The organism is Kushneria marisflavi (assembly GCF_002157205.1).
In the GTDB taxonomy this organism is placed as follows: domain Bacteria; phylum Pseudomonadota; class Gammaproteobacteria; order Pseudomonadales; family Halomonadaceae; genus Kushneria; species Kushneria marisflavi.
Map to the genome: position 1 here is coordinate 224,938 of NZ_CP021358.1, position 13,351 is coordinate 238,288.

The 13,351-nt window shown below is 55.7% G+C and carries 10 protein-coding genes; 1 reads left to right on the forward strand and 9 read right to left on the reverse strand.

Translation table 11 applies throughout. From position 1 onward, the window contains the following. Positions 1–17: 17 nt before the first annotated feature. The 9 genes from sthA to B9H00_RS01150 all read right to left on the reverse strand — a co-directional run bounded on the left by sthA (position 18) and on the right by B9H00_RS01150 (position 9,498). A complete protein-coding gene (gene sthA / locus B9H00_RS01110) occupies positions 18–1,409 on the reverse strand; it encodes a Si-specific NAD(P)(+) transhydrogenase (protein ID WP_086899103.1) in 1,392 nt (463 codons plus the stop codon). A 3-nt stretch (positions 1,410–1,412) separates the two neighbouring features. Then, positions 1,413–1,667, reverse strand: coding sequence for a (Na+)-NQR maturation NqrM (gene nqrM, locus B9H00_RS01115; protein ID WP_086899104.1), 255 nt, complete (start codon positions 1,665–1,667; stop codon positions 1,413–1,415). Positions 1,668–1,832: 165 nt separating this feature from the next. Then, the gene (gene nqrF / locus B9H00_RS01120; protein WP_086899105.1) at positions 1,833–3,065 is read right to left on the reverse strand and encodes an NADH:ubiquinone reductase (Na(+)-transporting) subunit F; all 1,233 of its coding nucleotides are present in this window, start codon (positions 3,063–3,065) and stop codon (positions 1,833–1,835) included. A 34-nt stretch (positions 3,066–3,099) separates the two neighbouring features. Next, positions 3,100–3,720: an NADH:ubiquinone reductase (Na(+)-transporting) subunit E gene (nqrE, locus tag B9H00_RS01125; protein WP_086899106.1), complete on the reverse strand. Its 621-nt coding sequence runs from the start codon at positions 3,718–3,720 to the stop codon at positions 3,100–3,102. Next, positions 3,720–4,400: an NADH:ubiquinone reductase (Na(+)-transporting) subunit D gene (locus B9H00_RS01130; RefSeq protein WP_086899107.1), complete on the reverse strand. Its 681-nt coding sequence runs from the start codon at positions 4,398–4,400 to the stop codon at positions 3,720–3,722. The genes nqrE and B9H00_RS01130 overlap by 1 nt, the downstream gene beginning before the upstream one ends. Positions 4,401–4,402: 2 nt before the next feature. Continuing rightward, positions 4,403–5,188, reverse strand: coding sequence for a Na(+)-translocating NADH-quinone reductase subunit C (locus B9H00_RS01135; RefSeq protein ID WP_086899108.1), 786 nt, complete (start codon positions 5,186–5,188; stop codon positions 4,403–4,405). Beyond that, the gene (locus tag B9H00_RS01140; RefSeq protein ID WP_086899109.1) at positions 5,188–6,417 is read right to left on the reverse strand and encodes an NADH:ubiquinone reductase (Na(+)-transporting) subunit B; all 1,230 of its coding nucleotides are present in this window, start codon (positions 6,415–6,417) and stop codon (positions 5,188–5,190) included. Before B9H00_RS01140 ends, B9H00_RS01135 begins: the two co-directional genes overlap by 1 nt. Continuing rightward, complete coding sequence (locus tag B9H00_RS01145; protein ID WP_086899110.1) at positions 6,417–7,772, reverse strand: Na(+)-translocating NADH-quinone reductase subunit A; 1,356 nt, start codon at positions 7,770–7,772, stop codon at positions 6,417–6,419. The genes B9H00_RS01140 and B9H00_RS01145 overlap by 1 nt, the downstream gene beginning before the upstream one ends. Positions 7,773–8,049: 277 nt before the next feature. After that, positions 8,050–9,498 carry a glyceraldehyde-3-phosphate dehydrogenase gene (locus B9H00_RS01150; protein WP_407656539.1) on the reverse strand — a complete coding sequence of 483 codons (1,449 nt, stop codon included), beginning with the start codon at positions 9,496–9,498 and terminating at the stop codon, positions 8,050–8,052. Positions 9,499–9,899: 401 nt separating this feature from the next. Between B9H00_RS01150 and mfd the strand changes: the two genes are divergently transcribed. After that, positions 9,900–13,349, forward strand: coding sequence for a transcription-repair coupling factor (mfd, locus tag B9H00_RS01155; RefSeq protein ID WP_086899112.1), 3,450 nt, complete (start codon positions 9,900–9,902; stop codon positions 13,347–13,349). Positions 13,350–13,351: the final 2 nt, after the last annotated feature.

The window sequence follows — 13,351 nt, forward strand, 5'->3', positions numbered from 1 at the left end:
CAGACTGTATTGCCAGTCTAGTGTAGACGGTTGAGCCCGTTGTGCGCCGCGATGCGATAGGCTTCCGCCATGGTCGGATAGTTAAAGGTCGTATTCACGAAATAGGCCAGCGTGTTCGATTCACCAGACTGGTTCATGATCGCCTGTCCGATGTGAAGAATTTCGGAGGCCTGATCACCAAAGCAGTGGATACCATAAATCTCGAGCGTGCTCGGATTAAACAGAATCTTGAGTACGCCTACCGTATCACCGGTAATCTGCGCCCGTGCCGTATCCTTGAAAAAGGCCTGTCCTACCTCATATGGCGTCTTCGAATCCGTCAGCTCCCGTTCAGTCTTGCCCAGCGAACTGATCTCGGGAATGGTGTAAATCCCCGTGGGTATATCGTCGACGAACCGCGATTTTTTACTCAACGCATCGCCCGATGCCGACCGCCCCTGATCATAGGCAGCACTTGCAAGGCTTGGCCAGCCGATGACATCACCAGCGGCATGGATGTGTTCGACTCGAGTGCGATAACTGGTGTCGACCTGCAACTGTCCGCGTGAGTTGGACTCAAGCCCTGCGTTTTCCAGCTTGAGCGTATCGGTATTCCCCGTACGGCCATTGGCCCACATGAAGGCATCGGCACGCATTTTCTTGCCCGACTTGAGGTGCAGGGTAACGCCGGTCTCATCCCCCTCAACGCGGGAGTATTCTTCGTTGTGGCGAATCTGCACACCGTTGTTGCGCAAGTGATAGGACAGTGCGTCGCTGATTTCATCATCCAGAAAGGACAGCAGTCGATCGCGAGTATCGATCAGATCGACCTTCACACCAAGATTGGAAAAGATCGAGGCATACTCACAACCGATAACACCCGCGCCATAGATCATGATACGGCGTGGCGTATGCGTAAGACCCAGAATCGTATCAGAGCAGTAGATACGCGGATGTCTGAAGTTGACATCAGAAGGCCGATAGGGACGTGAGCCGGTGGCAATAACGATATTGTCGGCGACGAGCGACTCTCTGGCACCATGTCCGTCAGACACATGAATGGTATGAGGATCGGCAAAGGAAGCCGTCCCGAAAAACACGTCGATGCGATTGCGCGCGTAGAAGCGCGTGCGCATGGCAACCTGATCCTCGATCACGCGACGAGAGCGCTCAAGCATTCGAGGAAAAGACACCCAGCGTGGCTCTCCCAGATCCCTGAACATGGGATTGCTGTTGAACTGAACTACCTGCTTGACCGCGTGGCGCAGGGTCTTGGAAGGAATCGTACCCTTATGAGTACAGTTCCCCCCAACGGCTGACTGCATTTCAACGATGGCAACACGCTTATCGTGTTTGGCCGCGTTGACCGCCGCACTCTCACCTGCAGGCCCGGCACCCAGTACCACAACATCATACTGATAGGTCGGCATGAATTACGACGCTCCAGTCTTGCGGCTTGCATCGAGCGCCAGCTCGGGTCGATAGGTCACCTGCTGCAGCTTTTCCTTGCGCTGCTGCTCCTCACAGACCTCGTCCTTGCCGCCACAAATATCACATCCCTGCTTGAGCCCCAGATTATTGAGTCCGCCACACGAGCCACTGATGGGCTTGCGCCCCAGTAGGACACCCACTGACATGACGCCTACGACAAGCAGCATGACTGCCAGCACTATTAACCATAACAGCATGGATTGCTCCTGTTCGTTATCAGTCATCATCGACCAGCGATGGACCGTAGTGACCATTTTAACCGCCATGCCCATACAAGCACCAATGCCTGCAAGACAATCGAGTCGATACCCCTGAAACAAAAACGGCACCGGGGTTACCGGTGCCGCAGGGAAGGCTCGGAATCAGCCGCCGAAATCATCAAGCAGAATGTTTTCCGGCTCGACCCCCATATCGAGGAGCATCTTGACGACCGATGCGTTCATCATCGGCGGTCCGCACATGTAATACTCACAATCTTCAGGCGCCGGATGATCCTTCAGGTAGTTTTCATACAGTACGTTATGGATAAAGCCTGTCTTACCGGTCCAATTGTCTTCTGGCTGCGGGTCGGACAGAGCCAGATGCCACTCGAAGTTCGGGTTCTCTTCCTCCAGTCGGTCATATTCATCGTTATAAAACGATTCACGTACCGAACGGGCACCATACCAGAACGAGATCTTGCGATCGGTACCAAGACGCTTGAGCTGATCGAAAATATGGCTTCGCATTGGCGCCATTCCCGCACCGCCACCGATGAAGATCATCTCGGCATCGGTGTCCTTGGCAAAAAACTCGCCAAAGGGCCCGTAAACCGTAACCTTGTCACCCGGCTTGAGGCTGAATACCCAGCTCGACATGAGCCCCGGCTGATGACTCGAGTTGGGCGGCGGCGTTGCAATACGGATATTGAACTTGAGAATGCCCTTCTCTTCCGGATAGTTGGCCATCGAGTAGGCACGAATCACCGGCTCGGTCGTTTTGGTTTTCAGGTTGAAAAAGCCGAACCTGTCCCAATCGCCCCGGTATTCTTCAGCAATGTCAAACTTGCTGAAATCAACTTCATATGGCGGCGCCTCAAGCTGCATATAACCGCCGGCACGGAAGGCCACGTTCTCGCCTTCAGGCAGTCGCAGCGTCAACTCCTTGATGAAGGTGGCCACGTTGTCATTATCAACAACGGTGCATTCCCATTTCTTGACGCCGAAGACATCCTCAGGTACTTCGATCTTCATGTCCTGCTTGACCGGCACCTGACAGGAAAGACGCCACCCTTCCTTCTTTTCACCCATGGTGAAATGGCTTTCTTCGGTTGCAAGTATCGAACCGCCACCTTCCTGCACACGGCACTTGCACTGCGCGCAGGAGCCGCCGCCACCGCAGGCAGAGGACAAGAAAATGCCCTGACCGGCCAGCGTCTGTAAAAGCTTGCCGCCGGCCTGCGTTGTGATGGTGCTTTCAGGATCACCATTGATTTCAATGGTGACATCACCGCTGCTAACCAGTCGGCTGCGAGCGGAAAGGATAATGGCCACAAGGCCAAGAATAATCAGCGTGAACATGACCACGCCAACGATGATGACAGAGATATCTACCATGACTCGTTTCCTTGCTCAGTCGATGATCCGCCGCTTACAGCTGAACGCCGGAAAACGACATGAAGCCCAGTGACATCAGACCAACGGTCAGGAAGGTAATGCCCAATCCCTGAAGTCCGGCCGGTACATCGCTGTACTTGAGTTTTTCACGAATACCCGCCAGAGCCGCAATAGCCAGTGCCCAGCCAACCCCGGCACCAAGTCCGTAAACTACCGACTCGCCGAAGGCGTAATCGCGCTGCACCATGAACAGCGCTGCCCCCATGATGGCGCAATTTACCGTGATCAGCGGCAGGTAGATGCCCAGCGTGTTGTAAAGCGCCGGCACAAACTTGTCGAGAAACATCTCAAGAATCTGAACGATGGCGGCAATCACACCGATGTAGCTCAGAAGCCCCAGAAACGACAGGTCGATGTTTTCGGCGCCCTCAATACCCGTCCACGACAACGCACCCGCCTTGAGCAGATAGTTCAGGATCAGGTTATTGGCCGGCACGGTAATGGTCAGAACAACAATGACCGCCACGCCCAGACCGATGGCCGAGGAGACCTTCTTGGACACGGCCAGAAACGTGCACATGCCCAGGAAGAACGCCAGTGCCATGTTTTCAACAAATACAGCCTTGATGAAAAGGCTCAGGTAATGTTCAAACATTACACGCTCCCCTGTGCAGTCTGCGGTTTTGTATTGGTCGTGATCTTGAACTCACTCGTCTCGACCTGCTGCGGGCTAAGGCTTCTGATAGCCCAGATCAACAGACCAATCACGAAGAAGGCAGAAGGCGGCAGCAGCATAAGACCGTTGGGCACATACCAGCCACCGTCATTGATGGTCGGCATGATGGTAATGCCGAACACCGAGCCCGAGCCCAGCAGCTCGCGGAAGAAACCGACCGCCAGCAGGATAAAGGTGTACCCCAGACCGTTACCGACACCATCCAGAAAGCTGAGGACGGGGCCATTTTGCATGGCATAGGCCTCGGCACGGCCCATGACGATACAGTTGGTAATGATCAGACCCACAAATACCGACAGCTGCTTGGACAGGTCGTAGGCAAACGCTCTCAACAACTGATCCACCACGATGACCAGCGAAGCAATGATGGTCATCTGAATGATGATGCGAATCGATGATGGCATGTGATTGCGAATCAACGAGACGAACATGTTCGAAAAGGCCGTAACCGCAATAACCGCCAGCCCCATGACCAGCGAAGTGCTCATGGAGTTGGTCACCGCCAGCGCACTACATATCCCGAGGATCTGCAATGCAATGGGGTTATTCTGAAAAATGGGAGTTATCAGCAGACCCTTGGCTGTATCAGTTTTTGCCATGATCAAGCTCCTTGTGAAGTGTCACGAAAGCGCGCCAGATACTTGGCAAAACCTTCGTCGCCCATCCAGAACTGCAGCAGGTTGGTGACACCCGTGCTGGTCAGGGTAGCACCGGAAAGCGCATCCACCTTGTGTTCTGCATCAGGTGTGTTGCTGCCAACGCCGCCCTTGACGAGCCGAATGGCGGGATCGGTGCTGCCCTCGGGATAGATTTCCTTGCCGGGCCAGAGTGACTTCCAGCGGGGGTTGTCCACCTCACCACCAAGCCCTGGCGTCTCGCCCTGATCGTAAAACGACAGGCCAACGACGGTATTGCCATCGCCTTCCAGTGCCAGATAACCCAACATTAGCGACCACAGGCCCTGACCTCGAACCGGCAGAATGATCTCATCGGGGTTATCGGGGTCACCTACAAGATAGACCGTGGCATAGTTCTCGACGCGGCCACCAAGGCCGGCCCGATCCTCCGGACCGCTCAGGGTTCGCGACATGGCCGGATCCTGAGTGGAAGCAATCTGATTAAAGCGGTCGGGGTCGATGTCGTCGACATACTCACCGCTACGAAGATCCACCACACGCTGAGTGATCTCACCAAATTGCTGCTCAACGCTTTTACCGGGCGCCATCAGGTTGGCAACCTGCAGGATATTGGTCTTGCGATCCAGTTCCTGATTTTGCTGCTGGGTCGGCCTTAGCGCCACGGCCGCCGTGGACACCACCACGGAGCAGACCACGCACAGGGACAGCGCCACCGTTAGCGTTTTCTTGATCGAATCATTATTGGCCATCAGGCAACCTCCTTATCCCTTGACGGCATAAGACGCTTCTGCCGACGTTTGATATTGGCCTGAACGATAAAGTGGTCGATCAGCGGTGCGAAAAGATTGGCGAACAGGATGGCCAGCATGATGCCTTCTGGAAAGGCCGGGTTGGCGACCCTGATCAGCACCGTCATGAACCCGATCAGTGCGCCGAAGATCAGCTTGCCTGTATTGGTCATGGAAGCGGAGACAGGGTCGGTGGCCATGAAGATCATGCCAAAGGCAAAGCCGCCGATAACCAGATGCCAGTACCAGGGCAATGCGAACATCGGATTGGTATCGGAGCCAATCAGATTGAAAAGCGTTGCAGTGGCAACCATGCCCAGGAACACACCCAGAATAATGCGCCAGGAAGCAACACGGGTCCAGATCATGACCAGACCACCCAGTAGAATCATGAGCGTTGAGGTCTCACCGATACTGCCCTGGATAAAGCCCAGAAACGCATTGATCCAGGGGGTCTGGGCAACCAGCTGATCGACACCGCCCTGCGCTGCGGTAGAAAGTGCTGTAGCGCCGGTATAGCCGTCGGCCGGTACCCAGACGGAATCACCCGACAGCTGTGCCGGATAGGCAAAGTAGAGGAAGGCGCGACCGGTCAAAGCCGGGTTGAGGAAGTTCTTGCCAGTCCCGCCAAACACTTCCTTGCCAATCACCACACCAAAGGTGATGCCCAAGGCAACCTGCCACAGCGGCACAGTGGCCGGCAGAATCAGGGCAAACAAAACGGAGGTGACGAAGAACCCTTCATTGACCTCGTGACCACGGCGAATGGCAAACAGGACTTCCCAGAAGCCACCCACGATAAAGGTCACGGCATAAATGGGGACAAACCACGTTGCCCCAAGAACAAAATTGCCCCATATACTGCCTGGATCATGTCCTCCTGCCAGTGCCATGACGACCGCTTCACGCCATCCTTCCAGCGCGCCGTAGTTGTCAGCAATGGCAACATTGGCCTGCAGACCCACGTTGTACATGCCAAAGAACATGGCCGGGAAGGTACACATCCAGACCGTGATCATGATGCGCTTGAGATCAATACCATCACGTACGTGTGATGTTGATCCTGTCACATGGCCCGGCGAATAAAAAATGGTATCCACCGCTTCATACAAGGCGTAGAAGCGCTGATACTTGCCGCCCTCATGGAAGTGGGGCTCGATATTATCCAGTAAACGACGAATCCCCATCATCAGACCTCTTTCTCGATCGTTGTCAGATTGTCGCGCAGGATCGGACCATACTCATACTTGCCAGGGCAGACATAGGTACAAAGCGCCAGATCTTCCTCGTCAAGTTCCAGACACCCCAGCTGCATGGCCACCTCTATATCCCCAACGATCAGCGAACGCAGCAGCTGAGTCGGAAGGATATCCAGAGGCATGATCTGTTCGTAAGAGCCGATTGGTACCATGGCACGCTCGGAGCCGTTGGTACTGGTATTGGGCCGGAATGAGGCCGGTCGTGTCAGCCGCGACAGATAGATGCCGGTAGCAGAATGCCGGTCGAGGCCCAGCGATAGCCAGCCTAACAGAGCGCGTTTGTGACCTTCTTCAATCAATGACACCTGCAGGTGATAACGACCGAGATAGGCCGTCTCGTCTTTGGCAGTGCTGCCACCGAACACCGACCCTGAGATGACACGAACATCCTGGTGGCTCTCGACTTCACCGGCAAGGAGTTCATCAAGGCTTGCACCAAGACGTGTACGCACCAGCCGCGGTTTTTTGGCCGCCGGACCACCCAGTGCCACCACACGTCGCGTGTCCAGACGACCCTGCGTGAACGTGGCCCCAATGGCCATGACATCCTGATAGTTCAGATGCCATACCTGTCGACTGATACCAACAGGCGAAAGGTAGTGTATGTGAGTCCCAGCCAGACCTGCCGGATGAGGACCGGAAAAGCGTTCATGCGCTACCCCGTCAATTTCCCCACCGGGCACTTCGGCGTTCGGCGCGGTACACAGATAGACCTTACCTTCGGTCAGGTGTCGTATAACCTTGAGTCCATTGACGAAGTCATCGCGGCGCTCCTGAATCACGGGTTCCGGATCAGCACTGAGTGGATGCGTGTCAATGGCCGTCACAAAGATATTGAGCGGGTGCTCGGACACCGACGGCACCCGGGAAAATGGACGCTTTCTAAAGCTGGTCCAAAGGCCGGTAGCCACCAGTTGATCAACGACGGTCTGGCGTTCCAGCGTGTCGAGACGTTCAGGATCGTGGCGCTCAATGACAGGCGCCTCGGCATCGCTGTTTTCATCAACCCGAATGACCACCGACAAAAGACGGCGTTTCTCGCCACGATTGATGGCGACTACTTCACCAGCAGCCGGCGCCACATAGCGTACGCCTTCGGTTTTCTTGTCAGTGAAAAGTAACTGACCAAGCGATACCCGGTCTCCCTCGCGGACTTCCATGGTTGGCCGCATGCCGATGTAATCAGGGCCAAGAACAGCCACATGCTTCACCGGCTGACCATTATCGATGGTCTGGGAAGGTGAACCCGCGATGGGGAGATCCAGGCCTCGTTTGACTTCGATCATAGTCTCGCCCAGTAGTCGAATCTGATGCAGTCATGCAGGGTTTGATAACCGTTCGACGCAAGCTATTGATAGCAACCGTTGTTACCGGTGATCCCCTTGGGTGATGATCAATCAGATGAGATGTTTCGGTGATCCGCAAGAGCGGACATGATTTAGCACGGTTAAAAACCAGCCGTATTATAAGGAGCTGGAACATGAAAAACCACATGCGTTACAAGGGATTCACGTCAGACTCGAGGAACTCCTGGACCAAAGTCCAGGAGGAAATGCGATCATTTCAGTTTGGCGAAGGAAAGGAAGGAAGTCGCGCATGTGCCATGTGCTGGACCAGGCGAATGACCTGAGCGCTATAGCCAAACTCGTTGTCGTACCATACATACAACACGATATTCTTGCCGTCAACAATGGTGGCCTTGCCATCGACAATGCCGCCATGACGGTTGCCAACGAAATCCGACGACACGACTTCAGGCGAATCGACGAAGTCGATCTGACGCCGCAGCTTTGAATCGATCGACATTTCGCGCAGGTAGCCGTTGAGCGATTCCCGGTCGCATGCCTTTTCAAGCGTCAGATTCAAAATGGCCATGGAAACGTTGGGGATGGGCACGCGGATGGCGTTACCGGTCAGCTTGCCTTCAAGTTCAGGCAGAGCACGGGTCACTGCCTTGGCGGCACCGGTTTCGGTCAGCACCATATTCATGGGCGCGCTGCGTCCACGACGCTCGGCCTTGTGATAATTGTCGGTCAGATTCTGATCATTGGTATAGGCATGCACTGTTTCTACGTGGCCTCGCTCAATACCGTAACGATCCGACAGGCATTTCAGCACTGGCACGATGGCATTGGTGGTACAGGATGCCGCCGACAGAACTCGTTCGCTCTCATCGGCATCATGCTGATTAATGCCATAAACAATATTTTTGATATCGCCCTTGCCCGGTGCCGTCAGGAGAACACGCGCGACACCCTGTGAGACCAGATGCCTTTCAAGACCTTCACGATCACGCCATTTACCGGTGTTATCCACCACGATAGCGTTATCGATGCCATAGCTTGTGTAATCAATGCTGTCAGGCGATTCAGCACGAATGAACTGGATACGATTGCCATTGGCGATAATGGCATCATTGTCGTAATCCAGTGTCAGCGTTCCCGGGAAAGGTCCATGAATGGAGTCACGACGCAGCAGGCTGGCACGTTTTTCCAGATCGGAACTATCCCCACGAACCACAACGGCTCGCAGACGCAGTGTTTGTCCGCCACCGGTGCGCTCAATCAAAAGCCTGGCCAGCAAACGACCGATACGGCCAAAACCATAGAGCACCACATCGCGAGGTTGCGCTGAACCACCTTTACCCTGCTGGCCCACGATGGGGGCAAGCTCTTTCTTCAAAAAGCCCGCAACATCATGCTCGCCGCTACTTTTATAGGCCACGGCCAGTTTACCCACGTCGATATGGGCAGGACCGGGCTCGAGTTCGATCAGTCGTTTGACAAGGGCAAAGGTATCACTGACTTCAAGTTCGACGCCTTCAGCATGCCGTGCATAGCGATGATGCTTCAGCAACTGAATGACCGACTGATTGACCATGGAACGGCCATACATCAATGGCACTACCTGACAGGTGCGATAAAGACGTCCCAGCAATGGGATCATCTCTTCTGCCAGCGCCTCCTGTTCCTGCCACTGTTTCAGACACATTTCTTCTTTTTCCATACTCACGTCAGGTTTCCTTACAATGCGATGATCGAAAACCTGCAGCGCCTGCCCTTATTTTAGTTGATATCCTTTTCGGTATCATGGGCACTCTCTCGGCAGCTGCAATCTTAAGGTGGCGGCATTATCGAAAGAGCGACGTCCTGTCACAATGGTTGCGTAGTCGCAAACATGTAGCCGGACTACACCAAAGCATCAGTTGACAAGTGCCTTGCGTAGCGCCACGACTGGCCACAAACGTCTTACCGATATCCAAAAGCACATCATCGAAGCCAGCATGACCGGGCGTGATACGGCACAATGAGCCTCTCAAATGCTTCGGGAATGACAGACTTCAAGGCAAACCTCTTCCATATTGACGATACTGTCCGCATTTTGTTCCTGTGCCCATCGATCTGAAGTGAACCATGCCATCGCATAGCCACACCATCAGCCCTCTTTCGCCCCCTGCATTGTCCCCTGCCCGGGAAAACACACGCTGGCGACTTCCCGAGGGTAGCGCTGATGCGCTCACCATGGCCCATCTGGCCAGCGCCGAGAAGACACCCCTGCTCGTGATAACGCCGGATTCGGCCAGCGCTCAGCGCATGGCACTGGCATTACGCTTTTTCAGCGACCAGCAGGTTCTCGTTTTTCCCGACTGGGAGACTCTGCCCTATGACAGCTTCTCCCCACATCAGGACATCGTCTCGGAGCGGCTCCGCACCCTGCGCCAGCTTCAACATCAGTACCAGAGCATTATCCTGGCACCGGTCAATACGCTCATGCAGCGTCTGCCGCCAACGGACTATGTCGCCGTACAGGCACTGCATCTGGAAAACGGGATGTCGCTGGATCGCGAACATTTTCGTGGCCAGCTTCACCGCGCCGGCTATCGCGCGGTCGAAACCGTCTACGAACCCGGAGAATATGCCTTTCGCGGTGCCTTGATCGATCTGTATCCGGTCGGCAGCGAGCACCCCCTGCGTATCGACCTTTTTGATGACGAGATCGACACGCTGCGATATTTCGATCCCGATACTCAGCGCTCGAGCGAGCGCACCGAAAGAATCGAACTGCTGCCAGCCCATGAATACCCGCTGACGCAGGATGCCATCGCGCGCTTTCGTGAGGGTTTCGAGACGCTTTTTGACGTTGATCCGCGTCACTGCCCGCTCTATCTGGACGCACTTCAGGGCATTCCTTCTCCGGGCCTTGAGCAGTATCTGCCGCTGTTTTTCGAGCACACGTCGACGCTTTTTGATCATATCGGTGATCAGCTGCGCTGCGCCCTGATGCCGGGCAGCTTCGAGGCCGCCGAGAGTCATTGGCAATCCATTACCGGTCGATTTGAAAATCTGGGCGTTGACCCTACCCGGCCACTGCTCCCCCCGGTCAAGGCTTTTGTGCCAGTGGCAGAGCTGTTCGGTCAGATCAACCGCTATCCCCGCCTCCAGTGGCGCACTGATGAAGAAGGCACCCCCGTTGAAGGGTCAAAACTGCCTGACATCGCCATCGACGCACGCGCCACAAAGCCGCTTGCATCGCTTGAGCAGTTCATGGCGGATCACGATGATGTCAGGGTGCTGTTTGTGGCCGAGTCAAGGGGTCGGCAGGAAGCCCTGCACGAAACGCTTGCGCCCCTGAACCTCGATCTACATGACATCGACAGATGGCAAGGCTTTCTGGATGCCCATCAGCCCCATGCCATCGCGGAAGGTGGGCTTGAGCGCGGCATCTGGCTTGAAAGCGACAAGCTGCTGGTACTCACAGAAACCGAGCTTTACGGCGAAATCGTACGCCAGAGCCGGCGGCGCAGCCGTGCCACGGATGATAATGAACTGGCCATACGTCATCTCTCGGAGCTCAGGGAAGGCGCCCCGGTTGTCCACAAGGCGCACGGTGTCGGCCGCTATCTGGGGCTTGAAACGCTCAACGCCGGCGGCATGCCGGCAGAGTTTCTGACACTTGAGTACGCCAGCGGTGCGCGACTCTATGTGCCGGTCGACAGCCTCCATCTGATTTCACGTTACGCCGGTGCCAGCGATGACAGCGCCCCTCTACACAAGCTGGGCAGTGACCAGTGGGAGAAGGCACGGCGCAAGGCAGCAGAAAAGGTACGTGATACGGCGGCTGAACTGCTGGACGTCTACGCCAGACGCGAGGCGCGTGAAGGCTTTGCCTGCGAGCCGCCGGGACAGGAATACGCACGCTTTGCCGCCAACTTCCCGTTCGAGGAAACCCCGGATCAGCGCATGGCCATTGATGCCGTCATCCATGACATGACCTCGACCCAGCCGATGGATCGCGTGATCTGCGGCGACGTCGGCTTTGGCAAAACGGAAGTGGCGATGCGGGCGGCCTTTCTGGCCGTACAGTCCGGACGTCAGGTGGCAGTGCTGGTACCAACGACCCTGCTGGCACAGCAGCATTTCGATAACTTCCGCGACCGCTTCGCCGACTCCGCCATCAACATCGATATCCTGTCGCGCTTTCAGGGCGGTAAATTGCAGTCGCAGACACTTGAGCGGCTCAACGATGGCCGCATCGATATCGTTATCGGTACCCACAAGCTGCTGGGCAAGGAACTTGAGTTTGCCAATCTTGGACTGGTGATCATCGACGAGGAGCACCGCTTTGGTGTCCACCAGAAGGAAAAGCTCAAGTCGCTGCGCGCCGAAGTCGACATTCTGACCCTGACTGCCACGCCGATTCCGCGGACCCTGTCGATGGCCATGAGCGGCATGCGTGATCTTTCCATCATTGCCACCCCGCCGGCTCGCCGGCTATCGGTCAAGACCTTCGTACAACAGCGCAATCAGGCCGTGCTCAAGGAAGCCGTCCTGCGTGAACTGCTCAGAGGTGGTCAGGTCTATTATCTTCACAATGAGGTCAAATCGATCGAGGCCACTGCCGAGAAGGTACGCGAACTGGTGCCTGACGCACGCGTCGGCGTCGCTCATGGTCAAATGGCCGAGCGCGCTCTGGAGCGGGCCATGTCGGACTTCTACCACAAGCGCTTCAACGTGCTGGTATGCTCAACCATCATTGAAACCGGCATCGATGTTCCCAGCGCCAATACCATCATTATCGAGCGGGCCGACAAGTTCGGTCTGGCGCAGCTTCATCAGCTGCGCGGACGTGTAGGCCGCTCGCACCATCAGGCCTACGCCTACCTGCTCACTCCCCCACCCAAGCAGATCACCACGGATGCCACCAAGCGTCTGGAGGCCATCACACAGGCCGAGGACCTGGGGGCAGGCTTTACGCTGGCCAGCCATGATCTGGAGATTCGTGGTGCCGGTGAGCTTCTGGGTGAGGAGCAAAGCGGCCAGATCGAGACCATCGGCTACAGCCTTTACATGGAAATGCTCGATCGTGCCGTCAATGCCATTCGAAGTGGCAAGACGCCCAACATCGAAGCCCCCATGTCGGAAGGTGTAGATATAAGCCTTGGGCTGCCGGCGCTGATCCCTGACGACTACATGCATGACGTTCAGCAGCGGCTTGTCATGTACAAGCGCATCAGCAATGCCAAAAACGATGGTGAGCTGCGTGAGCTTCAGGTCGAAATGATCGACCGCTTCGGCCTGCTCCCGGAGCCGGTCAAGCATCTCTTCCGACAGGCCACCCTTCGTTTCAAGGCCGAGCGGCTGGGCATTACGCGACTTGAAGCAGGCGAAAAGCGTGGTCGTATACAGTTCGGAGCCGACACTTCGGTTGAACCCATGACGCTGGTCAAAATGATGCAAAAAGCACCTGATCAGTATCGGCTGGATGGCGCAGATACCCTGCGCTTTGAAAAGCCCATGGAAACGCCAGAATCACGCTTCGCTGCCATCGAAGCCCTGCTCGAACATTTCAATCAGAAGTCTTAGGT

Bases quoted from the DNA above. Each gene is read 5' to 3' on its own strand.
- nqrE (WP_086899106.1), bottom strand. From the start codon at position 3,720: ATGTTTGAACATTACCTGAGCCTTTTCATCAAGGCTGTATTTGTTGAA.
- nqrM (WP_086899104.1), bottom strand. From the start codon at position 1,667: ATGCTGTTATGGTTAATAGTGCTGGCAGTCATGCTGCTTGTCGTAGGC.
- sthA (WP_086899103.1), bottom strand. From the start codon at position 1,409: ATGCCGACCTATCAGTATGATGTTGTGGTACTGGGTGCCGGGCCTGCA.
- nqrF (WP_086899105.1), bottom strand. From the start codon at position 3,065: ATGGTAGATATCTCTGTCATCATCGTTGGCGTGGTCATGTTCACGCTG.
- B9H00_RS01130 (WP_086899107.1), bottom strand. From the start codon at position 4,400: ATGGCAAAAACTGATACAGCCAAGGGTCTGCTGATAACTCCCATTTTT.
- mfd (WP_086899112.1), top strand. From the start codon at position 9,900: ATGCCATCGCATAGCCACACCATCAGCCCTCTTTCGCCCCCTGCATTG.
- B9H00_RS01135 (WP_086899108.1), bottom strand. From the start codon at position 5,188: ATGGCCAATAATGATTCGATCAAGAAAACGCTAACGGTGGCGCTGTCC.
- B9H00_RS01140 (WP_086899109.1), bottom strand. From the start codon at position 6,417: ATGATGGGGATTCGTCGTTTACTGGATAATATCGAGCCCCACTTCCAT.
- B9H00_RS01145 (WP_086899110.1), bottom strand. From the start codon at position 7,772: ATGATCGAAGTCAAACGAGGCCTGGATCTCCCCATCGCGGGTTCACCT.